This window comes from Nocardia cyriacigeorgica, from assembly GCF_010868145.1.
GTDB lineage: Bacteria > Actinomycetota > Actinomycetes > Mycobacteriales > Mycobacteriaceae > Nocardia > Nocardia cyriacigeorgica_D.
On record NZ_JAAGUY010000003.1, the window covers coordinates 18,176 to 41,062 of the forward strand.

20 protein-coding genes are annotated in these 22,887 nt (G+C 67.7%); 16 read left to right on the forward strand and 4 right to left on the reverse strand.

What is annotated here, in order from left to right; genetic code table 11:
* Positions 1-16: 16 nt before the first annotated feature.
* The 3 genes from kdpB to GV792_RS30310 are packed head-to-tail and all read right to left on the reverse strand — an operon-like array spanning position 17 to position 3,920.
* Positions 17-2,164, reverse strand: a complete 2,148-nt coding sequence (kdpB, locus tag GV792_RS06445; RefSeq protein ID WP_163822752.1) for a potassium-transporting ATPase subunit KdpB — start codon at positions 2,162-2,164, stop codon at positions 17-19.
* Positions 2,164-3,834 carry a potassium-transporting ATPase subunit KdpA gene (gene kdpA, locus GV792_RS06450; RefSeq protein ID WP_163822754.1) on the reverse strand — a complete coding sequence of 557 codons (1,671 nt, stop codon included), beginning with the start codon at positions 3,832-3,834 and terminating at the stop codon, positions 2,164-2,166. The genes kdpB and kdpA overlap by 1 nt, the downstream gene beginning before the upstream one ends.
* Positions 3,834-3,920 carry a potassium-transporting ATPase subunit F gene (locus tag GV792_RS30310; RefSeq protein WP_163823154.1) on the reverse strand — a complete coding sequence of 29 codons (87 nt, stop codon included), beginning with the start codon at positions 3,918-3,920 and terminating at the stop codon, positions 3,834-3,836. Before GV792_RS30310 ends, kdpA begins: the two co-directional genes overlap by 1 nt.
* A gap of 373 nt (positions 3,921-4,293) precedes the next feature.
* Here GV792_RS30310 and GV792_RS06460 point away from each other — a divergent pair, with 373 nt between their 5' ends.
* The 11 genes from GV792_RS06460 to GV792_RS06510 all read left to right on the forward strand — a co-directional run bounded on the left by GV792_RS06460 (position 4,294) and on the right by GV792_RS06510 (position 15,653).
* Positions 4,294-4,449: a hypothetical protein gene (locus GV792_RS06460; protein WP_163822756.1), complete on the forward strand. Its 156-nt coding sequence runs from the start codon at positions 4,294-4,296 to the stop codon at positions 4,447-4,449.
* The gene (locus GV792_RS06465; protein WP_163822758.1) at positions 4,446-6,959 is read left to right on the forward strand and encodes a sensor histidine kinase; all 2,514 of its coding nucleotides are present in this window, start codon (positions 4,446-4,448) and stop codon (positions 6,957-6,959) included. The genes GV792_RS06460 and GV792_RS06465 overlap by 4 nt, the downstream gene beginning before the upstream one ends.
* The gene (locus GV792_RS06470) at positions 6,959-7,666 is read left to right on the forward strand and encodes a response regulator (RefSeq protein ID WP_163822760.1); all 708 of its coding nucleotides are present in this window, start codon (positions 6,959-6,961) and stop codon (positions 7,664-7,666) included. The genes GV792_RS06465 and GV792_RS06470 overlap by 1 nt, the downstream gene beginning before the upstream one ends.
* Positions 7,667-7,730: 64 nt before the next feature.
* On the forward strand, positions 7,731-8,231 hold the full coding sequence (locus GV792_RS06475; protein ID WP_256667930.1) for an OsmC family protein: 501 nt from the start codon (positions 7,731-7,733) through the stop codon (positions 8,229-8,231).
* Positions 8,231-8,521, forward strand: a complete 291-nt coding sequence (locus GV792_RS06480) for an acylphosphatase (protein ID WP_163822762.1) — start codon at positions 8,231-8,233, stop codon at positions 8,519-8,521. Before GV792_RS06475 ends, GV792_RS06480 begins: the two co-directional genes overlap by 1 nt.
* A 33-nt stretch (positions 8,522-8,554) precedes the next feature.
* The gene (locus GV792_RS06485; RefSeq protein ID WP_256667931.1) at positions 8,555-9,292 is read left to right on the forward strand and encodes a hypothetical protein; all 738 of its coding nucleotides are present in this window, start codon (positions 8,555-8,557) and stop codon (positions 9,290-9,292) included.
* Positions 9,292-10,458, forward strand: a complete 1,167-nt coding sequence (locus GV792_RS06490) for a glutathionylspermidine synthase family protein (protein ID WP_163822764.1) — start codon at positions 9,292-9,294, stop codon at positions 10,456-10,458. Before GV792_RS06485 ends, GV792_RS06490 begins: the two co-directional genes overlap by 1 nt.
* 51 nt (positions 10,459-10,509) lie before the next feature.
* On the forward strand, positions 10,510-10,959 hold the full coding sequence (locus tag GV792_RS06495) for a DUF350 domain-containing protein (protein ID WP_163822765.1): 450 nt from the start codon (positions 10,510-10,512) through the stop codon (positions 10,957-10,959).
* A 126-nt stretch (positions 10,960-11,085) separates the two neighbouring features.
* Entirely contained in the window at positions 11,086-11,514 is a 429-nt protein-coding gene (locus GV792_RS06500; RefSeq protein WP_163822767.1) for a DUF1707 SHOCT-like domain-containing protein, read from the forward strand.
* Between the two features lie 205 nt (positions 11,515-11,719).
* Positions 11,720-15,373, forward strand: a complete 3,654-nt coding sequence (gene smc, locus GV792_RS06505; protein WP_163822774.1) for a chromosome segregation protein SMC — start codon at positions 11,720-11,722, stop codon at positions 15,371-15,373.
* A gap of 37 nt (positions 15,374-15,410) precedes the next feature.
* Positions 15,411-15,653 carry a FitA-like ribbon-helix-helix domain-containing protein gene (locus tag GV792_RS06510; protein WP_163822777.1) on the forward strand — a complete coding sequence of 81 codons (243 nt, stop codon included), beginning with the start codon at positions 15,411-15,413 and terminating at the stop codon, positions 15,651-15,653.
* 72 nt (positions 15,654-15,725) lie between these two features.
* Here the strand turns inward: GV792_RS06510 and GV792_RS06515 are convergent, their stop codons facing one another.
* Positions 15,726-16,115, reverse strand: coding sequence for a DUF2237 family protein (locus tag GV792_RS06515; protein WP_163822779.1), 390 nt, complete (start codon positions 16,113-16,115; stop codon positions 15,726-15,728).
* Positions 16,116-16,245: 130 nt separating this feature from the next.
* On the opposite strand from GV792_RS06515, the gene ftsY reads away from it, so the two are divergent.
* The 5 genes from ftsY (at position 16,246) to GV792_RS06540 (ending at position 22,848) form a co-directional block, all read left to right on the forward strand.
* On the forward strand, positions 16,246-17,799 hold the full coding sequence (gene ftsY, locus GV792_RS06520; protein WP_163822780.1) for a signal recognition particle-docking protein FtsY: 1,554 nt from the start codon (positions 16,246-16,248) through the stop codon (positions 17,797-17,799).
* Positions 17,800-18,172: 373 nt separating this feature from the next.
* Entirely contained in the window at positions 18,173-19,471 is a 1,299-nt protein-coding gene (locus GV792_RS06525; RefSeq protein ID WP_175584067.1) for an ammonium transporter, read from the forward strand.
* 4 nt (positions 19,472-19,475) lie between these two features.
* Positions 19,476-19,814 carry a P-II family nitrogen regulator gene (locus GV792_RS06530; RefSeq protein WP_014352094.1) on the forward strand — a complete coding sequence of 113 codons (339 nt, stop codon included), beginning with the start codon at positions 19,476-19,478 and terminating at the stop codon, positions 19,812-19,814.
* Positions 19,815-19,883: 69 nt separating this feature from the next.
* Positions 19,884-22,373, forward strand: a complete 2,490-nt coding sequence (locus GV792_RS06535) for a [protein-PII] uridylyltransferase (protein ID WP_175584041.1) — start codon at positions 19,884-19,886, stop codon at positions 22,371-22,373.
* Positions 22,374-22,533: 160 nt separating this feature from the next.
* Entirely contained in the window at positions 22,534-22,848 is a 315-nt protein-coding gene (locus tag GV792_RS06540) for a hypothetical protein (RefSeq protein WP_163822784.1), read from the forward strand.
* Positions 22,849-22,887: the final 39 nt, after the last annotated feature.

The following is a 22,887-nucleotide window of genomic DNA, read 5'->3' on the forward strand; positions in this document are numbered from 1 at the left end:
CGAGAACACAGACATATCAGGACATCCCGGGGAAGAGTTGGACCACGAGGTCGATGAGCTTGATGCCGAGGAACGGCGTGATGATCCCGCCGAGGCCGTACACCAGCAGGTTGCGGCTCAGCAGTGACGAGGCATCGCTGGGGCGGTACTTCACCCCGCGCAACGCCAGCGGAATCAACGCGACGATCACCAGGGCGTTGAAGATCACAGCTGACAGGATCGCCGACTGCGGGCTGGCCAGGCGCATGATGTTCAGCGCGTCCAGGCCGGGGAACAGCGAGACGAACAGCGCGGGGATGATCGCGAAGTACTTGGCGATGTCATTGGAGATCGAGAACGTCGTCAACGCACCGCGGGTGATGAGCAGCTGTTTGCCGATCTCGACGATCTCGATCAGCTTGGTCGGATCCGAATCCAGATCGACCATATTGCCGGCTTCCTTGGCCGCCGAGGTACCGGTGTTCATGGCGACACCCACGTCGGCCTGCGCCAGCGCCGGTGCGTCATTGGTGCCGTCGCCGGTCATCGCGACGAGCCTGCCGCCGTCCTGCTCCTTCTTGATCAGGGCCAGCTTGTCCTCGGGGGTGGCTTCGGCGAGGAAATCGTCCACGCCCGCTTCGTCCGCGATGGCCTTGGCCGTCAACGGGTTGTCGCCGGTGATCATCACGGTGCGGATACCCATCCGGCGCATCTCGTCGAAGCGTTCCCGCATGCCGTGCTTGACGACGTCCTTCAGATGGACCACGCCGAGCAGCCTGGTCCGTCCATCGACGATCTCGCCCACCACCAGCGGCGTTCCACCGGAGGCGGAGATACCGTCCACGATCGCACCGAGCTCCGGCGGCACCGAACCGCCCTGCGCCCGCACCCATTCGGTGACCGCCGACGCGGCGCCCTTGCGCAGGCCGCGCCCGTCGGCCAGGTCCACACCCGACATGCGCGTCTGCGCGGTGAACTCCACCCAGGTGGCATCGGTCAGCTCACCAGGCGTCCGCTCCCGCTTGCCGTAGGCCTGTTTCGCGTAGACGACGATGGAACGCCCCTCGGGCGTTTCGTCGGCCAGGCTGGACAGCTGCGCCGCATCGGCCAGTGCTTCGGCGGAGATGCCGGGTACCGGAACGAACTCCGAGGCCTGCCGGTTACCGAGGGTGATGGTGCCGGTCTTATCGAGCAGCAGCGTGTTCACATCACCCGCCGCCTCGACCGCCCGCCCGGACATGGCCAGCACATTGCGCTGCACCAGCCGGTCCATTCCCGCGATACCGATGGCCGACAACAGCGCGCCGATGGTCGTCGGAATCAGGCATACCAGCAGTGACACCAGCACGATCCCGGTGACGCCGTGCGCATCCAGTGCCGAACTGTCTGGCACGCCAGGGTTGTTCGACTTGGCGAAGATCGCCATCGGCTGCAATGTGACCACCGCGAAGACGAAGATGATCGTCAGGGCGGCGAGCAGGATGTTGAGTGCGATCTCGTTCGGCGTCTTCTGCCTGCTCGCGCCCTCGACCAGCGCGATCATCTTGTCGATGAAGCTCGCACCAGGTTCCTGGGTGATCTCGACGACGATCCGATCTGACAGCACGGTGGTGCCGCCGGTGACCGCCGAACGGTCGCCGCCGGATTCCCGGATGACGGGTGCCGATTCGCCGGTGATGGCCGATTCGTCGACCGAGGCGATGCCTTCGACGACGTCGCCGTCACCGGGGATCACCTCGCCTGCCTCGACCACGACGTGATCACCGCGGCGCAGCTCCGGTGCGCCGACCCGCTCTTCGGTGACCCGCGCACCGGGCGCCCAACCGGGCAGCCGGCGGGCCACGGTATCGGTCTTGGCCTTACGCAATGTGTCGGCCTGCGCCTTGCCGCGCCCCTCGGCCACGGCCTCGGCGAGATTGGCGAACAGGACGGTCAACCACAACCACACCACGATCGCCCAGCCGAAGAAGCTGGGGTCCGCGAGCGCGAGCACGGTCGACCAGACCGCGCCGATCTCGACGATCAGCATGACCGGATTGCGCCACAGGGTGCGCGGATCGAGTTTGCGCAGAGCGTCGGGAATCGAGGACACCAGCATCGCCGGATCGAGGACTCCGCGCGGCACCGAGCGCGGTGCGGTCGATGAGTCCGAGGAACGGGGCGTTTCGGTGACAGACGTCGTCATCAGTGGATTCCTTCGGCGAGCGGCCCGAGCGCGAGCGCGGGCAGGAAGGTGAGCGCGACCAGGATCACCGTCACCCCGACGACCATGCCGACGAACTGCGGCCGGTGTGTCGGCAGCGTGCCGATCGACGCGGGGGTGGTGCCTTGGCGGGCCAGCGAACCGGCGAGCGCGAGCACCAGGATGATCGGCAGGAAGCGGCCGAACAGCATGGCCAGACCGAGCGCGGTGTTGTACCAGTCGGTATTGCCGGTGAGGCCGGCGAAGGCGGAGCCGTTGTTGTTGGCGGCGGAGGTGAACGCGTACAGCACTTCCGAGAAGCCGTGCGGGCCGGAGTTCAGCATGCTCGCCCGTTGGCCGGGCATCGCCATCGCGATCGCGGTGCCCACCAAGACGATCAGCGGGCTGACCAGGAAATATGCCGCCGCGAGCTTGATTTCGCGTGGTGTGATCTTCTTGCCGAGATACTCGGGTGTTCGCCCGACCATCAGCCCGGCGACGAAGACGGTGATCACCGCGAGGATGAGCATGCCGTACAGGCCCGCGCCCACACCACCGGGCGCGACCTCGCCCAGCTGCATGTTGAACATCGTCATCAGTCCACCGAGACTGGTGTAGGAATCGTGGAACGAGTTCACCGCACCGGTCGAGGTCAGCGTGGTCGAGGCCGCGAAGGTGGCCGAATTCGCCACGCCGAAGCGCTGTTCCACGCCCTCCATCGATGCGCCGATCGAGGTCGGGACGGTGCCGTGGTGCTGGAGCTGGAACAGGTTGGTGAGCGTCACGCTCGCCAATGCGATCGTGCCCATGACCGCCGCGATCGCGTAGCCCTGCTTGCGGCTGCCGACCATGCGGCCGAAGGTCCGCGGTAGCGAGAAGCTGATCAGCAGGATCAGGAAGATCTCCAGCCAGTTGGTCCAGGTCGCCGGGTTTTCGAAGGGGTGCGCGGAGTTGACATTGTAGAAACCGCCGCCGTTGGTGCCGAGTTCCTTGATGACTTCCTGGCTCGCCACCGGGCCGCCGGGGATTGTCTGCTCGGTGCCGTTGAGGGTCTGCGCGACCTGGTCGTGCAGGTGGAAATTCTGGATCGCACCACCCGCGATCAGCACGATCGCCGCGACGAACGCGATGGGCAGCAGGATGCGGAGGGTCCCGCGCACCAGATCGACCCAGAAGTTGCCCAGATCCCCGGTGCGTCTGCGGGCGAATCCGCGCACCAGGGCGACCGCCACCGCCATGCCCACGGCAGCGGAGACGAAGTTCTGCACCGCGAGCCCGGCCATCTGCACCAGATGACCCTGGGTGGATTCACCGGAGTAGTTCTGCCAGTTGGTGTTGGTGACGAAGCTGACCGCCGTGTTCCAGGCCAGCGGAGCGGTCATCTCGGTGCCTGGGTCGGTCAGATGCCAGGGCAGCACGCTCTGGATCAGCTGGAAGCCGAACAGGAACAGGATGCCGACCGCGGAGAACGCGAGCACGCTGCGCGCGTACACCGGCCAGGTCTGCTCCACCTCGGGCTGCACACCGACAAGGCGGTAGAGCACGCGCTCGACCCGGGAATGGCGGGTGCCGTTGTAGACCCGGTACATATAGTCGCCCAGCGGGACGTGTACCACGGCCAGGGCCACGATCAGGGAGACGACGAAGATGATCCCCGCGGTAGTGGTACTCACTAGAACCTCTCCGGGAACAGCAACGCGGCCACCATGAACCCGGCCACCGCGACAGCGAGCACCAGGCCGACGAAATTGGCGATCACAGCCGCTCCACCCCCCGCTGGATCAGGCCGAGCACCGCGAACAACGCGATCGTCAGCACGGTGTACAGCACGACAGACATGACTTTCCAGACCTCCTTCGCGCTTCGGACATGAAGCGCGCCGGAGATCGAGTCAAGCGCCGAATCGAGCCCTCGAGTCGCCTCCTTACGACTTCTTGGCGGCGCCGGGCACGGCATTAGCGTTTCGTTGACACCTCATCTGGTCACCCGGAAGGAAGCTGTCAAAGAGAACGGAAAGGCCGTAAGGAGTCCGTAAAGACGAGGCCCACGCCCGAAACCAGCGGTAAAAAGTGGGACACCGGCCGATCGGAATCCCCACGTGACCGGTGCACAGGTGGTGGAAGGAGCTCGTTGTGTCGGCTGTGACCGTTGCGGTCATTCTCAGCTTTGTCTGTTGCGCGCTTGCCATCCGCATGATCGGCATGCGGCAGGAGCGGCAGCGCTCGCGCGTGGTGCGCGTGCACCCCTACCGGGCATCGGCCACGACGCGCGCGATGATGGACGAGTGAAGCGCGGGCACCTGCGGATCTACCTCGGCGCCGCGCCGGGAGTCGGCAAGACCTATGCCATGCTCGGCGAGGCTCACCGGCGGCTGGAACGCGGCCGGGATGTGGTGGCCGCGGTGGTGGAGACCCATGGACGCGCCAAGACCGCCGCACTGCTGGACGGCCTGGAGAAGATTCCGCCGAAGATCATCGAATACCGGGGCACCGCGATGCCCGAACTCGACGTGGACGCGGTGCTGCGGCGTAGCCCCGCCGTCGTGCTGGTCGACGAACTCGCCCACACCAACACCCCCGGCAGCAAGAACGAGAAACGCTGGCAGGACATCACCGAACTGCTCGACGCCGGTATCGACGTGATCTCCACTGTTAACGTGCAGCATCTGGAAAGCCTCAACGATGTGGTCGAGCAGATCACCGGCATCCAGCAACGCGAAACCGTCCCTGATGCCGTGGTCCGTGGCGCCGAACAAATCGAACTCGTCGACATCACCCCGGAAGCGCTGCGGCGCAGGATGTCCCACGGCAACGTCTATTCCGCCGAAAAGGTCGACGCCGCACTGCGCAATTACTTCCGCCCAGGTAACCTCACGGCGCTGCGTGAACTTGCCTTGCTGTGGTTGGCCGACCAGGTCGACGCCGCGCTCGCCAAATACCGTGCCGACCACCGGATCACCGAGCTGTGGGAGGCGCGTGAACGGGTCGTGGTCGCGGTGACCGGTGGGCCGGAATCGGAGACGATCGTGCGCCGCGCGAGCCGTATCGCGACGAAATCCAGCGCGGATCTCGTTGTGGTGCATGTGGTGCGCGGCGACGGCCTTGCCGGTGTCTCCACCGCCCGGCTGGCGCGGCTGCGCGAGCTCGCGGCCAGCCTCGATGCCTCACTGCACACCGTGACCGGCGAGGACGTGCCCGCGGCGCTGCTGGAATTCGCCCGCGAGGTCAATGCCACCCAGCTGGTACTCGGCACCTCGCGGCGCTCGCGCTGGGCGCGGATGTTCGACGAGGGTATCGGATCCTCGGTGGTGCAGCAGTCCGGCAAGATCGACGTGCACATGGTCACCCATGAGGAAGCCAATCGGGGACTGCGACGGCATTGGCTCGCACTGCGCCGACCGGTGTGGGCGTGGGTGGCCGCGGTGGCGGTGCCGGCGCTGGTGTGTGCGATCGGGGCCTGGTTCCTCGATGGCCCACTCGAATTGGGCGGCCTCAGCGCGATGTTCTTCGTCGCGGTGGTGCTGGTATCGCTGCTCGGCGGCGTGCTGCCGGCCGCGATATCGGCGCTGCTGTCAGGTGTGCTGCTGAACTGGTTTTTCGCCGAACCCCGCTACAGCCTCACCGTCGCCGAGCCCGACAGCATCATCACCATCGTCGTGCTGCTCATCGTCGCGGTCGCGATGGCCGCCCTGGTGGACCGGGCGACCGCGCGAAGTAGACAGGCGCGCAAGGCGTCGCGGCAGGCGGAGCTGCTGACCGTGTTCGCCGGGGCAGTGCTGCACGGTGCGGACCTGCCGAGGCTACTCGAACAGGTCAGGGAGACCTACGGTATGCGCGCGGTGGCGCTGGTGGCGGGGGAGACCGTCCTCGCGGCCGTCGGTGCCGAGCCGCCGAGTCGTCCGGCGGAGGCCGACACCACGGTCGAAGCCGGCGATACCGTGCACCGGCTGCTGCTATCGGGGCGGCCGCTGGCCGCGGGTGATCGTCCGGTGCTGACGGCCGTCGCGAACCAGGCCGTCGGCCTGGTACGGCAGGCGCGGTTGGCCGAGGAAGCGGGCGCCGCGGCCGCGCTGCTGGAGGCCGACCGGCTGCGGCGGGCATTGCTGTCGGCGGTCAGCCATGATCTGCGCACCCCGTTGGCCGGGGCGAAGGCGGCGGTATCGAGCCTGCGCAGCGATGACGTCGAATTCTCACCCGAGGACACCGCCGAACTCCTGGAGACGGTCGAGGAATCGGTGGACCAGCTCACCGCGCTGGTGGGCAATCTGCTGGATTCGTCGCGACTGGCCGTCGGTGTGGTGTCACCACAACTGCGGCAGGTCTATCTGGACGAGGTGGTGCACCGCGCGTTGGTCGGTGTCGGGATGGGGGCGCGTGGCCTGCGCCGTGCGGCGATGGACCGCGTGGAGGTCGCGGTGGATTCCCTGTCGGTCCGTGCCGACGGTGGTCTGCTCGAACGGGTGATGGCCAACCTCATCGACAACGCGTTGCGCCATTCCACCCCCGCCACCCCGATCAGGATCACCGCCGAACGCGACGCGGACAAGGTCGCCATCGCGGTGGTCGACATCGGGCCGGGTATTCCGGCCGGCGCCGAGGAGCAGCTGTTCGAGCCGTTCCAGCGGCTCGGTGACCGCGACAACACCACCGGGGTCGGTCTCGGGCTGTCGGTCGTGCGTGGTTTCGTCGAGGCGATGGGCGGGACCGTGCACGCCGAACCCACGCCGGGTGGAGGATTGACCATGCTGGTCGAGCTGCCCGCGGGAGATGGCAGGGACCACAGAACCGGGAAGGCGTGATGACCGAGAACAAGCCCGACGCGATCGCCACCAAGGTGCTGGTGGTCGACGACGAACCGCAGATCGTGCGCGCCTTGCGCATCAACCTGTCGGTGCGCGGGTATGAGGTGTTCACCGCCGGAAACGGCGCCGCGGCGCTCCGGGTGGCGGCGGACCGGCATCCGGATGTGGTGATCCTCGACCTCGGGCTCCCCGATATGGACGGCATCGACGTACTGGCGGGGCTGCGTGGGTGGACCTCGGCGCCGGTGATCGTGCTGTCGGCCCGCACCGATTCGGCCGACAAAGTGGAGGCGCTCGACGCAGGCGCCGACGACTACGTCACCAAACCGTTCGGCATGGACGAGCTGCTCGCCCGCCTGCGCGCGGCCGTCCGACGCGGGGCCACCGACGGCGAATCCGGCGATCCGGTCGTGGTGACTTCGTCCTTCACCGTCGACCTCGCCGCCAAGAAGGTCACCAAGAACGGCGTGAACATCCACCTGACCCCTACCGAATGGGGCATGCTCGAGATGCTGGTGCGCCACCGCGGCAAGCTCGTCGGACGGCGTGAGCTGCTGCGCGAAGTGTGGGGTCCGTCCTACGCGACCGAGACCCACTATCTGCGCGTCTACCTCGCTCAGCTGCGCCGCAAGCTCGAACACGACCCGTCCCAGCCCAAGCATCTGCTCACCGAGGCGGGCATGGGTTACCGGTTCCAGGAATGAGCGCACGGGCCGTCGGTGTTGGCAGGCGTGAATCGCCTCCGAGACAGATGGCAGGATCGAGCCCATGGCTGAACAGACCGCCGCACCCGTGACCGACGCCGCCGCACCGGCGGGCAGCACTGCCTCCGCGAACACCGCGGCACCCGGATCCACGACCCTGTGGGTCGAGCGCACCGGCACCAGGCGCTACACCGGACGCAGCTCCCGCGGTGCCGAGGTACTGATCGGGTCGGAGAGCGTGCCCGGCGTGTTCACTCCCGGCGAGTTGCTGAAGATCGCGCTCGCAGCGTGCTCCGGGCTCAGCTCGGACTTCCCGCTGTCACGTCGCCTCGGCGACAACTACGACGCCACCATCCGGGTCTCTGGCGCCGCCGACCGTGAGAACGAGGTGTATCCGCAGCTCGACGAAGTCTTCGAACTCGACCTCAGCGAATTGGATCCCGAGGCCAGGCAGCGACTACTGGTCACGGTGCAGCGCGCTATCGACAAGGTGTGCACGGTCGGTCGCACACTGAAGGCGGGTACCAACGTCACCCTGTCCTTCGATATCGACACCGCCGACTGATGCCTGCGGGTCCGCAGGAGCCGGTCCGGCTCAGCGCCTGGGTGCACGGGATGGTGCAGGGTGTCGGGTTCCGCTGGTGGACCCGTTCGCGCGCACTGGAACTCGGCCTCACCGGGCACGCGACCAACGCGCGCGACGGGCGGGTGCACGTCGTCGCGGAAGGCGCACACGCGAATTGTGACCGGCTGCTTGCGCTGCTTCGCTCCGGCGAAACGCCCGGTCGTGTCACGCTGGTGGTGGACAATTGGGAGCCCGCGCGCGGCGATCTGAGCGGATTCGAGGAGCGATAGGTTGACCGAACGGGCGAGGCGGGGAGGGCAGACATGAGCGACACTCCGAACGGCGAGAACCGACCCGAGGAGAGGCCGGAATCCGGCGCCGAGAACGGTCCGCCCCGGGAGCCCGGTCAACCGGACACCGGCCGGCCCGAACCGGAACGCTCAGTGCCCGAACCCACCGAATCGCCCGACCAGCCGCCGTCGCTGTCGAAAGCGCCGGCCCCGCAGCCGGCGGAAACACCAGCGCCCACACCGCGCCCCGGCAGCATCCAACGCCAGGAACCCGGCAGCACCGAGCCGCGTCCACCGACGGTGGCCGAATCGCGGGCCAGGGACAAGGCACGCAGGAAGGCCGAAGCCGAGGCGCAGGCCGCTGCCGCCCGCGAGGAGGCCTCCCGGCGTACGCGTAAGCGCGTGATGATCGGCGGCGCCGCCGTCGTCGGTGTGGCGGCGCTGGTCGGTGGCGGCTACCTCGCCTACCGGGCGGTGGCCGCGCCGGATCAGGTCACCGCCTACTGCACCATCGTCGACGAGAACGGCAACGAAACCGTCGTCGAGGACGATCGGTGCAGCACCGCCAGCTCCGCCGGTCACGCCGGGGTCGGCGGCATCTTCATCTACAACGGCATGCAGTACCGCTACTACTACGGCGGTAACAACACCGTCGGCAAACCGCCCGTCGGCGGGACGACGGTCAAACCCAAAGGCGCCGAGATCACGACCAAGAGCGGCACCGTCATCCAGCGCGGCGGGCTCGGCAGCAAATCCGGTGGAGGTTCCTGATGCGGCGAGTCCGCGACATACCGCGCCCCGGCTGGCAGCAGATCACCGAGGATCAGGGGCTCGTCTACGGTGCCCCCGGCCGCGACGCCAGCGGTAATCCGCGGCCGTACTGGGATGAATCGGTGCACTACGAATTCGAGATGGACGAGATCCTCGCCCTCGAAGCCGATGTCGAACTCCTGCATTCGATGTGCCTGAACGCGGTGGAACACGTCGTGCTCACCGAGCGTTTCGGTGATTTCGGCCTGCCCGAATGGAGTTGGGGGCCGATCGCCGAATCCTGGCGTCGCGGTGACCCGTACGTATACGGCCGATTCGATCTGCGCTATGACGCGCGCCGCCCGGCGAAGCTACTCGAATACAACGCCGACACTCCGACCTCGCTGCTGGAAGCGGCGATCGTGCAGTGGCATTGGCTCACCGACCGTTATCCCGGTGGGGACCAATGGAATTCGCTGCACGAAAAGCTGGTCGAACGCTGGTCGGAATTGCGCACTGCGCTGCCAGGCGGCCATCTGCACTTCACCTGGTCCGGTGCCGACGCGACCGGCGAGGACAACGTCACCACCGCCTACATGCAGGAAACCGCCGCCGAGGCCGGATTCGACACCATCGCCCTGCCCATCGAGGAAGTCGGTTACGACACCGAACTGGACCGGTTCGTCGATCTGGCCGAGGCGCCGATCGAGGCGATCTTCAAGCTGTACCCGTGGGAATGGGTGCTCGACGACGAATTCGGTAAGCGGGTCGTCGACAGCCTGCCCGAGACCGCGTGGATCGAACCGCTGTGGAAGACCCTGCTCAGCAATAAGGCGATCCTGGCGGTGCTGTGGGAGATGTATCCGGGACATCCGAACCTGCTGCCCGCCTACCTCGATCAGCCCAATGAGCTGACCGAATATATTCGTAAACCCAAGCTCGGGCGCGAGGGTGCCAATATGACCATCGTCGGCGCGGGCCTCGAAACCGCCACCGGCGGTGTATACGGCGAGGAAGGCTACGTCTACCAGCTGCTCGACCCGCTGCCGATCTTCGACGATATGCGTCCGGTACTGGGTACCTGGCTCGTCGGCGACCAGGCGGCCGGGCTCGGCATCCGGGAGACCGCGGGCCTGATCACCGACGATGGCGCCGCCTTCGTGCCACATCGGATCATGACCGAATAGATTGCGTGGGCGAGCACCCCGCCGCGTTTCCCATCCCTCGGAAGGATCACGATGACCGCTCTCGCCCTCGATTCGAGCTACTGGAGTTCGCTGGGCGACGGCGTGGGGGCCATCCTCCTCTACGCCATCGTCGGTTTGGTGCTGATGGTGATCGGCTTCTACGGCATCGATCTGACCACGCCGGGCAAGCTGCGCACGCTGGTGGTGAAGGGTAGGCCGAACGCCATCGTGGTGACCGCCGCTGGCATGATCAGTATGGCGTTCATCGTGGTCCTCGCGATCTTCTCCGCGGCGGGCAAGCTGGTGGAGGGGTTGATCGCGGCACTGGTCTTCGGTTTGGTCGGCATCGTCGCGCAGATCATCTCGGTGCGCGTGGTGGAGAAGGCGATCGGGATCGATATCGGCGCGGTGCTGCACGCTGATCAGTTCGCCATCGAGGTGCTCGTCGTCGCGGCGGCGCACTTCGCGCTCGGCTTGGTCGTCGCCTTCGCCATTCTCTGACAGACGCTGCCCTCTTTCGCTGCGGTGAACCCTTGACATTCCACAGTGGAAGTCGCATTCTGGATGCGTATTCCACTATGGAATGTGGCTCGTTCGGTCACACGGGCCCTGTCGTTAGGAACCGCTATGGAGATCTCGCCGGGTACCCGTGCTTCCGATGCCGAACGCGCCCAGATCGTGGAGCTGCTGAGCAGGCACCTCGCCGACGGCAGGCTCGACCTCGCCGAATACGACCAGAGGGTGGCGCAGGTCTACGCCACCACCACCCGCGACGACCTCGGCCTCGTGCTGTCGGACCTGCCGAAACCGGCCGAGGTGCGGCCCGAGAAGACGGTACGGTCGCGGGCGGCGCGCATCCCCATCTGGCAGCGCATCGAGGCCGCGTCCTGGGTGTCGGTGAGCGTGCTCGTCCTGATCATCTGGGGCACCATCTCGCTCGCGGCCGGCGAATTCACCTACCCGTGGCCGGTCTGGGTGATCGGTCCCTGGGGTGCGGTGCTGGCGTTCCGGGCCATCACCGGCTTCGAATCCGGGCGGTTGTGCAGGTCGGCCTAGATCCGCCGCGGATGCTCGCGGTGTGCTGTGCGGGCCTTTCCGTCGCCCGGCGACGCCGGTGAAATGCCGGAAATTCGGCGGCGGGTGATTAGCCTTGGGGTGGACCGTGCCCGGTCACCGGCGGCTACGATGACTGCGCGCCGGAGGACGACCGGGCGATGCCAGGCCAGTGCTCCCACGGCAGTACACGGAAAGGTCGCCGGATTTGCATCTGAAGAGCTTGACGTTGAAGGGTTTCAAATCCTTCGCGTCCGCGACGACGCTGCGGTTCGAGCCGGGGATCACCTGCGTGGTCGGGCCGAACGGATCCGGTAAATCCAACGTCGTCGACGCGCTCACCTGGGTAATGGGTGAACAGGGCGCCAAGGCGCTGCGTGGCGGCAAGATGCAGGACGTCATCTTCGCGGGCACCGCGGGACGGGCTGCGCTCGGTCGCGCCGAGGTCACACTCACCATCGATAATTCTGACGGCGCCCTGCCCATCGACTACGCCGAAGTCTCCATCACCCGCCGCATGTTCCGTGACGGCGCGGGCGAGTACGAGATCAACGGCAGCTCCTGCCGGCTGATGGATGTGCAGGAACTGCTCAGCGACTCTGGTATCGGCCGGGAAATGCACGTCATCGTGGGTCAGGGCCAGCTCTCGGCCATCCTGGAATCCAGGCCGGAGGACCGCCGCGCCTTCATCGAAGAGGCCGCGGGCGTACTCAAACACCGCAAACGCAAGGAGAAGGCGGTCCGGAAGCTGGAGGCCATGCAGGCCAATCTGGCCCGGCTCACCGATCTCACCACCGAACTGCGCCGCCAGCTCAAACCGCTCGGCAGGCAGGCCGAAGTCGCCAGGCGGGCGCAGACCGTGCAGTCCGACCTGCGCGATGCCCGCCTGCGGCTGGCCGCCGACGACCTGGTGTCGCGGCGGCGGGAGCTGGAGAGCCAGCAGAGCAAAGAGGCCTATGCGCGCGAACAGCAGATCACCGTGCAGTCCGAATTGGACGCCGCCAACGCCGCACTCGCCCAGCATGAGTTTCAGCTCGGCAAGCTCACCCCGAGCGCCGAGGCCGCGGGCCAGCTGTGGTTCCAGCTCTCGGCGCTGGCCGAACGCGTCAACGCGACCATCCGGATCGCCGGCGACCGCGCCCGTCATCTGGACACCAGCGCGCCCGCGGGCACCGGACGCGACCCGGATCAGCTCGAAGCCGAAGCCGATCGGGTAGAGGCCGAAGAAGCCGAACTTCGGGAAGCGGTGGAGATGGCCGCCGAAACCCTGGAAGCCGCGCGCGACGCGCTGGCCGAACGCGAACACGCCGCGAAGGCGGCCGAACAGGCCCACCTCGCCGCGGTACGCGCCATCGCCGATCGGCGGGAAGGCCTGGCACGGCTGTCAGGCCAGGTCGATACATTGCGGACCCGGGCACAGTCGGTCGACGCCGAGATTTCGCGGCTGTCGGTATCGATCGCCGAGGCCAGGCAGCGCGGCGAGGCGGCGCAGGACGAATTCGACACCGTGCAGACCGAACTCGATGATCTCGACGCGGGCGAGTCCGGTCTCGACGCCCAGCACGAGCATGCCGTCCAGGCATTGAAACTGGCCGATCAACGCGTCGACGAACTGCGCGAACAGGATCGCGACGCCGGTAAGCGGGTCGCCTCGCTCACGGCAAGGATCGAAGCGCTCGGCATGAACCTCGCCCGCCGCGACGGTGCGGGCTGGCTCACCGAACATCACGGTCAGGACCTGGTCGGGCCCCTGTCGACGCTGATCCGGGTGCATCCGGGATTCGAGGCTGCCGTTGCGGCCGTACTCGGACCACTCGCCGACGCCGTCGCCGCCGAATCGGGGGCCACTGCCTTCGCTGCTGTACAGGCGTTGAGGGCCGCCGACGGGGGCCGGGCGGCGCTGGTCTTCGGTGCGGATGGCGTGCGGTCGGCCGATCGCTCGCCCACCCGCAGCGCTGCCACTCAGGCGGACACACTCCCCGGTGATGCGCGCTGGCTTGGAGCCGTGGTCGATTGCGCGGATACCGTGCACGCCGCTGTCGCCACCCTCACCGCCGACGTGGTCGTGGTCGACGATCTCGCCACCGCCGCGGAGTTGCTCACATCCCGGCCGCAGCTGCGCACCGTGACCAGGGACGGCGATCTGGCGGGCACCGGCTGGCTACTCGGCGGGTCCGACCGTGCGCCGAGCCAGCTCGAGATCCAGGCCGATATCGACGCCGCCGAGGCGGAACTGGTGGCCGCCCGTCGTCGCGCCGAGGAACTCGAGGCCGCCTTGGCCGGTGCCCTCGCCGAGCAGACCGACCGCAAGGACGCGGTCGACCACGCGCTGATGGCGCTGCACGAATCCGATCAGGCGCTGGTCGCGATCTACGAGCGGCTCGGCAGGCTCGGCCACACCGCCCGCAACGCGCATGCCGATATCGACCGACTCACCACCCAGCGCAGCGAAGCCGAAGCGGGACGCGAGGAAGCACTCGCCGCGCTGGCCGAACTCGAGGACCGGCTCCGCCACGCCGAACTCGAACAATCCGATATCGATGACGACGGTATCGGCGCCGCGGGCACCGAAGCCGCGGGCCGGGCCCGCGAGGAGGCCGCCGGCGCGCTCGCCGAAGCCCGCTCGATGGAGGTCGAAGCCCGCCTGGCCGTGCGAACGGCCGAGGAGCGTGCCGAATCGGTACGCGGCAAGGCGGATTCGCTGCGACGTGCCGCCCGCGCCGAACGCGAGACGCGCGCCCGAGCAGAACGGGCCCAGGCCGCGCGCACACAGGCCGCCGCGGTGGCCGCCGCGGTCGCCGAGTCCGGCGCGAAGGTGGCGGGCGAGCTCGAAGGCGTTGTCGCCGAAGCCGCCGCCCGCCGCGACCAGTTGGTGCGCCGCCGCACCGAATGCGCGGCGCAGGTGGACCAGATCAAGGAGCGGACCCGCGCGCTGACCGCCCAGCTGTCCCAGCTCACCGACGCCGTGCACCGTGACGAGGTGGCAAAGGCGCAGGCGGCGTTGCGGATCGAACAGCTGGAGGCCACGATCGCCGAACAGTTCGGCATCGCGCTCGGTGACCTCATTGCCGAATACGGCCCGGATACCCCGCTGCCGCCGTCGGCGCTGGAGTGGCAGGAGTACGAACAGGCCAAGGAACGCGGCGAGGACGTCACGGCGCCTGCGCCCATGCCCTTCGATCGCGCCACCCAGGAGCGACGGGCCAAACGGGCGGAGAAGGATCTGGCCACCCTCGGCAAGGTGAATCCGCTTGCGCTGGAAGAGTTCGCCGCGCTCGAGGAACGCTACAGCTTCCTCGCCACCCAGCTCGAAGACGTCAAGAACGCGCGCAAGGACCTTCTCGATGTGGTCGCCGAGGTCGACGCTCGCATTCTGCAGGTCTTCACCGAGGCGTACGCGGATGTGGAGCGTGAGTTCGTCGGGGTGTTCGCGAAGCTGTTCCCAGGCGGCGAGGGACGGTTGCTGCTCACCGACCCCTCCGACATGCTCACCACCGGCATCGAGGTGGAGGCCCGTCCGCCCGGCAAGAAGGTCAAGCGGCTGTCGCTGCTGTCCGGTGGCGAGAAGTCGCTGACGGCGGTGGCGTTGCTGGTGTCGATCTTCCGTGCCCGCCCCTCACCGTTCTACGTCATGGACGAGGTGGAAGCCGCCCTCGACGACACCAACCTGCGCCGCCTGATCGGGCTGTTCGAACAGCTGCGGGAGAAAAGCCAGCTGATCGTCATCACCCACCAGAAGCCGACCATGGAGATCGCCGACGCCCTCTACGGCGTCAGCATGCGCGGTGACGGCATCACCCAGGTGATCTCGCAGCGGATGCGCGGGGAGAACCTGGCGCCGGTGGGCGCGGCGTCCAGCTGAGGCGCACACCCGTGCATACGCCACTATCGTCGTCGGCATGGTCACCATCGAAGTGCGCGACATTCCCGACGACGACGCCGAGGTTCTACGCCAGCGTGCGGCGGCCGCCGGGCTGTCACTGGAAGAACATGTTCGCGAGCAGTTGATCGCCTCGGCGCGCAGACACTACCGCGTCGAAGCGTTGGAAGACATCCGCAAGGCGCTGGCCGCCAACCCTCTGCCCGGAGAGAATCCGGACAAGGTCGTCGAGGATCTGCGGCGCGAGTTCGAGGATTGCTGAGCACTTCGACGAGATCCATCGGCCCACCGGCGACCCGCATCGGGCGGGTGGCCGGCCCGGCCGCTCACCTCATCACAAGAGATCACTGACGTCGTCGGGGACATCGACGGCGTATTTGCGCAAGATGTCCATCGCGATCACTTCCAGTGCGTTTTCATGGGTGGCCGCCAGGATCACCGGCGCGGCGACACCGTCCTCATGCGCGTGCAACCAGCGCACCGCCACCACACACCACCGGTCCCCTGGCTGCAATCCGGGGAAATTGTTCTCCGGGCGCGGGGTGCTCAGGTCGTTGCCGATCGAAGCCTGGTGTTCCAGAAACTCGGTCGTGACGACCGTGCACACGGTGTGACTACCCAGATCCTCCGGGCCGGTGCTGCAGCAGCCGTCCCGATAGAAGCCGGTCAGCGGATCGGTACCGCACTCTTCGAGCGGACCCCCAAGCACGTTTCGATCTGTCACGTCGCCGATCCTATTGGCACGCCGCGAGAAGTTCCGCAGGACAAGAAATCTCACGGGCTGTGTTTGGACGCTTATCCTGGTCCGGGCGGGTCGATGACCGGCGCGAATCGGTTCTGCAAGGATGGTCGGCGTGAGTTCCGAAGCCTGGATTCTGATCGCGGCGATCGCCGCCGTCCTGCTCGTCGCGCTCGTTGTCGGATTCGTCCGGTATCGCAGCGGCCGGGTATCGCTGACGGCGCCGACCGAAGACAAGGAGCTGACCGACAAGTCCGGCGGCTATAAGGCCTCCGGCGGATTCAACTTCAGTCAGGGCGGCACGGCAACCGCCACCCGGCCCGAACCATTGCCTGCCGAACGCACCGACACCGAGGGGCAGCCACATATCGGCGACGATGCTGCCATCCCGCGGGACGCACCGCGGCGCGGTATCACCAATGTCCCGCTGCCCGAGCCCACCGACCTGGCCGAGGCGCCCGCGGGTGAGGCGGCCACCGCCGAGGCCGCGGCACCGGAGGCCGGGCCGGACACGGCGCCCACCGAAACGACTGGGGTCGACGCCGAGGCGGCGACCTCGGCCACGGCCGACGAGACCACGGTGACGCCGGACACCGTCGCGCCCGAAACGACCGTCCCCGGCACCGCCGACGCCGACGTCACAGAAGCACCGGTGGATACAGCTCCGCCGGTCGAAACCACCCCCGAGGCGCCGGTCGTCCCCGACACCGTCGCCGAGGCCGAACCCGCACCCACGCTCGAGGAGATCGAGCCCACCGAGGGGCGCCTGGTCCGGCTGCGTGGGCGTCTGTCGCGCTCGCAGAATGCGGTCGGCAAGAGCCTGCTCGGCCTGCTCGGCGGCGGCGACCTGGACGAGGATTCGTGGGAAGAGGTCGAAGACACCCTTGTTCTCGCCGACCTGGGCACCGCGAGCACTGCGGCCGTCGTCGAACGGCTGCGCGAGGAGATGGCCGCGCGCAGTGTCCGCACTACCGACGAGGCGCGGGCAGTCCTGCGTGACGTCCTGGTCGAGGCCCTTCGCCCGGAGCTGGATCGCTCTGTGCGCGCCCTGCCGCACGCCGATCACCCGTCGATCCTGCTGGTCGTCGGCGTGAACGGCACCGGCAAGACCACCACCACCGGCAAACTGGCCCGCGTGCTGGTCGCCGACGGTCGCCGGGTGCTGCTCGGCGCCGCCGACACCTTCCGTGCCGCCGCCGCCGATCAGCTGCAGACCTGGGGCGAACGTGTCGGCGCCGATACCGTCCGCGGTAAAGAAGGCGCCGACCCCGCCGCCGTCGCTTTCGACGCCGTCGCCGCAGGTATCGAACGCGGCGTGGACGCCGTGCTCATCGATACCGCGGGCCGACTGCACACCAAGACCGGTTTGATGGACGAGCTCGGCAAGGTCAAGCGGGTCGTGGAGAAAAAGGCCGAGGTCGACGAGGTCCTGCTGGTGCTCGACTCGACCGTCGGACAGAACGGCCTCATGCAGGCCAGGGTGTTCTCCGAGGTCGTCGATATCACCGGTGTCGTGCTCACCAAACTCGACGGCACGGCCAAGGGTGGCATCGTCTTCCAGGTCCAGCATGAATTGGGCGTCCCGGTGAAGCTCGTCGGGCTCGGTGAGGGCGCCGACGATCTCGCCCCGTTCGAACCGGGCGCGTTCGTCGACGCACTGCTGGGCTGAATGCCAGGTCCGGGGTCGAGCCTGTCTGCTCGATCCGAACCGGCTTCGCTGTACCGACAGTCCGCCACCGGGCTCGAGTCCGCGCATACGTCGCCGATAACGATCGAAAACGGCCATTAGCTGGGTATTCGCCGCCGCGACACGCCGCTCAACCGCGCAAGGAAACCTCCTGTGCACAGTTGGAAACGTGGTAGCAACACGGTGGCGCCATCCGTTCACGTAGGTGAAACACGGGGGCGTCACGGATGAAACACCGAATGAGCAACCTTCTGTGCAGGTCCATTTCGCCGGAATCGGCGGGGCCCGAGATGAGGAGGACATTAAGGTGGCATTTCCCGTAATCGGCGCGCCGGACGCCGGTGACACCGCATGGATGCTGGCCAGTTCAGCGCTCGTGCTGCTGATGACACCCGGACTCGCGTTCTTCTACGGCGGCATGGTCCGCAGCAAGAACGTGCTGAACATGATCATGATGAGCATCAGCGCCATGGGCCTGGTCGCCGTGCTGTGGGCGCTCTACGGCTTCTCGCTCACCTTCGGTGACGACAAGGCCAACCTCATCGGTGATCCGGGTCAATACTTCGGTCTGAAGCAGATCTTCGGTGGCGCGTACCTTGCCGACGCCGAGACCGGCGCCGAGGCCGCGATCCCGCTGGCGGGCACCATCCCGTTGACGGTGTTCGTCGCCTTCCAAGCCATGTTCGCGATCATCACGGTCGCTCTCATCTCGGGTGCGGTTGCCGACCGCATGAAGTTCAGCGCCTGGCTGCTCTTCGCGGGCGTCTGGGCGACGGTCGTCTACTTCCCGGTGGCGCATTGGGTCTTCGCCTTCGACGGCGTCACCGCCGAGGCGGGTGGCTGGATCGCCAACAACCTCAAGGCGATCGACTTCGCCGGTGGTACCGCCGTCCACATCAATGCCGGCGCCGCCGGTTTGGTGCTCGCGATCGTGCTCGGTAAGCGCAAGGGCTGGCCCAAGACCCCGTTCCGTCCGCACAACCTGCCCTTCGTCATGCTCGGTGCCGGTCTGCTGTGGTTCGGCTGGTTCGGCTTCAACGCCGGTTCCGCGGTGGGCTCCAACGGCATCGCCGGGGCCGCCTTCCTCACCACCGTCGTCGCCACGGGTGCCGCGCTGCTGGCCTGGCTGATCGTGGAGAAGATCCGTGACGGCAAGCCCACCTCCCTCGGTGCGGCCTCGGGCATCGTTGCCGGTCTGGTCGCCATCACCCCGGCGTGTCATTCGGTCAACGTCGTCGGCGCCCTCGCCATCGGTATCACCGCTGGTGCGCTGTGCGCTCTGGCCGTCGGCCTGAAGTTCCGCTTCGGGTTCGACGACTCGCTCGACGTGGTCGGCGTGCACCTGGTCGGTGGTCTGCTCGGCACCCTGATGGTCGGTCTCGTCGCCGCGCCGGAAGCGCCCGCGGCGGTGAAGGGCTTGTTCTACGGTGGTGGCATCGAGCAGTTGAAGCTGCAGGCAGTCGGTGCATTCACGGTGCTGGCATATTCGCTGGTCGCCACGGCCGTCATCGCCTACCTGATCAAGTTCACGATCGGCCTGCGCGCTGACGAAGAAGGCGAATTCGTCGGCATGGACGAGTCCGAGCACGCGGAAACCGCATACGATTTCGCTGCTGTGGGTGGCACGGCACGTTCGGCCGTCAAGGAGGCATGACGACATGAAGTTGATCACCGCAATCGTGAAACCGTTCACGCTGGAGGACGTGAAGACCGGTCTCGAGCAGGCGGGCGTGCTGGGCATGACCGTGAGCGAGGTGCAGGGTTACGGCCGGCAGAAGGGTCACACCGAGGTCTACCGAGGTGCCGAGTACTCGGTGGATTTCGTGCCGAAGGTCCGGGTCGAGGTCGTCGTCGACGATGCCTCGGTGGACAAGGTCGTCGAGGTGATCGTCGAGGCCTCGCGCACCGGAAAGATCGGCGACGGCAAGGTCTGGGTGACGCCGGTCGAGACGATCATCCGGGTCCGCACCGGCGAGCGCGGCACCGACGCGCTGTAGCGGTATTTCGAGTCGAGCGGCGGCCCCGCTCCCGCCGGACCTCCGGCCGGGGCGGGGCCGCACGTGTGAATGGGTGGTGGGCTAGTGGGTAGCAGTCGGCGAGAACACAACGGTGGCGCGAAGGCGGGCGGGGGCGAGGACGCGGTGGTGTCCAACGGCGCGGCCGATCTGGTCAAGGCCAGGCGCCGTTTGCTCGAGGGCGGGCAGCCGCGCAATCCGCGCCTGGATGCGGAATCGCTGCGGTCGGCGCTGGTCGATCTGTACGAACTGTGGCTCACCAGCAAGGGCGCCGAACTCGGTATCACCGCCGACAGCGGGCTCGCGGTCGTCGCGGTCGGTGGTCTCGGCCGCAAGGAGATGCTGCCCTATTCCGACCTGGATCTGGTGCTGTTGCACGACGACGTCGACCCTGCCCGCGTCGCCGAAGTCGCCGATCAGCTGTGGTATCCGCTCTGGGATGCCCATATCAAGCTCGACCACAGTGTGCGCACCGTCCCACAGGCGCTGCGGGTGGCCAATGACGACATGATCGCCGCGCTCGGCATGCTCGAGGCCAGGCATATCGTCGGCGACGCCGATCTGAGCAGCCTGCTCATCGGCGGGGTGCGCCGCGAGTGGCGGACCGGGATCCGGTCGCGGTTCGACGATCTGATCGCCCAGGCCAAGGCCCGCTGGGAGCGCAGTGGCGAAATCGCCCACCGCGCCGAACCCGATCTGAAGAACGGCCGCGGTGGCCTGCGCGATATCCAGCTCCTCGACGCGCTCGCCATCGCCCAGCTGACCGACGCCATGCCCGGCCTCGGCCCGGATGTGCCCGGCGGTGGCGTCCGGCACGCCCACCGCCGCCTGCTCGACGTCCGCACCGAACTGCATCGCGTCGCCGGTCGCTCGCGGGACACGCTGATGGCTCAGGACGCCGATGAGATCGGTGCCGCGCTGCGCATCGGTGATCGCTTCGATCTGGCCCGCACGCTCAGCGATTCGGCTCGTACGGTGAGCTATTCGGTCGATGTCGGGCTGCGGACAGCCGCCAACGCTCTGCCGCGGCGCGGCCTGGCCCGGCTGCGCCGCATGCCGGTGCGCCGACCACTCGATGAGGGGGTGGTCGAACACGCCGGTGAGGTGGTGCTGGCGCGGGACGCCCGGCCGCAACGCGATCCCGGCCTGATCCTGCGGGTGGCCGCGGCCTCGGCGCAGACCGGGCTGCCGATGTCGGCGAATACGCTCAACCGGCTGTCGGAAGACGCACCCGAACTGCGCGAACCCTGGCCCAAGGACGCGCTCAACGATCTGCTGGTGCTGCTCGGCTCGGGCCGCGGCACCATCGACGCGATCGAGGCGCTCGACCGCACCGGACTGTGGGGCAGGCTGCTGCCGGAGTGGGGTGCGGTCCGGGATCTGCCGCCGCGCGATGTGCTGCACACCTGGACCGTCGACCGGCACCTGATGGAAACGGTGGCCTATGCGAGCGCGCTGAGCACCCGGGTGGCGCGGCCGGATCTGCTCGCGCTCGGTGCGCTGCTGCACGACATCGGCAAGGGCCGGGCCGGCGACCACAGCGTCGTGGGCGCTGAGCTGGCCACCCATATCGGGCGCAGGCTCGGACTGTGGCCGTCGGATGTCCGGACCCTCAGCGCGATCGTCCGCCATCATCTGCTGCTCCCCGATACCGCGACCCGCCGTGACCTGGCCGATCCGGAGACGGTGCAGTTCGTGGTCGACGCCCTCGAGGGGGATCCACAGCTGCTGGAACTGCTGCACACCCTCGCCGAAGCGGACTCCCTGGCCACCGGGCCCGGCGTGTGGGGCGAATGGAAGGCCTCGCTGATCGGCGAGCTGGTCCGCCGTTGCCGGATGGTCATGGCCGGTGACGCTCTGCCAGAACCCGAGCCGATCGCGCCCGAGCTGCTGGACAAGGCCGCGGCGGGTGGGGTGCATGTGACGCTGGCACCCGGCGAGGGCAAACACACCTACACCGTCACCGTCATCGCACCCGACACGCCCGGGTTGCTCTCCGAAGCCGCCGGTGTGCTGGCGTTGCATTCGTTGCGGGTGCTGTCGGCGGCGCTCGGCGGCGCGGGGGAGTCCGCGATCAACACCTTCGTGGTCTCGCCGAAATTCGGTAACCCGCCCGATCCGGGACTGCTGCGCCAGGAACTGATCCGCGCCATCGCAGGCGATCTGGACCTGGGCGCCCAGCTGGCCACACGCGAACGCGAGGCCGTCGGCGCGCAGCTGAGCCCGTACGCCAAGGCGCAACCGCGTCTGATCTGGGCCGAGACGGCGACTCCCGGTCAGGTGATCCTGCAATTGCGTGCCGAGGACCGGATCGGACTGCTGACCAGGCTGGCCGCGGCCCTTGCCACCAGCGGTGCGGATGTGCGCTGGGCCAAGGTGGTGACCATGGGTAGCGCGGTCGTCGACGCGTTCTGTCTCGATCTGGGCGCGGATTCCGGACCTGCCCGCCGCGCCGCGATCGAGGAGACGATCATGGCGGTCGTACCGAGGCCCGCGCCGAAGAAACCCGCGGGCGACAACGGTGCGCGCGAAGGTTCCTGAGCCACCGTAAGTTTCGCGATTCGGACGCCGAACCGTGCTGTGACCTCGTTGTCATCCGAAAATCGGTCCTTTGCACATGATTTGCTGGAAATCCCTACGACAGGGTCATGGGCACCTAGGATCGGTGAGTCGGGCTGTCGCATACGAGGGGAGCAGGTCGGTGGCAATCGAAGTCGTCGCCTCGTCGATCATGACCAGTGATGTGACCCCGCATGTCGCCCGCTGCGTCGGCGGGGATCTCTGGGTGGTGTCCTGGTTACCCGGCCGCACCCTGACCAGCAAGCAGGCGGTCACCGCGATGACCATTGCGGCCTCGGTCGCCACCTCCGGCCTGCCGGTGGAAGGTGATTGGACCGCGCTGGACGGTCTGGCCCTCGAACTCGGCCTGACCGGCCGGGAGGCCGCGTTCATGGTGGCCAAGGAAAAGCACGACTATCGGCGCATGCGCACCCCGCGCCATCGCGCCACGGAGTAACCTCGCGCACCCAGCACACACCGGCTGCGTGCGCAGTCC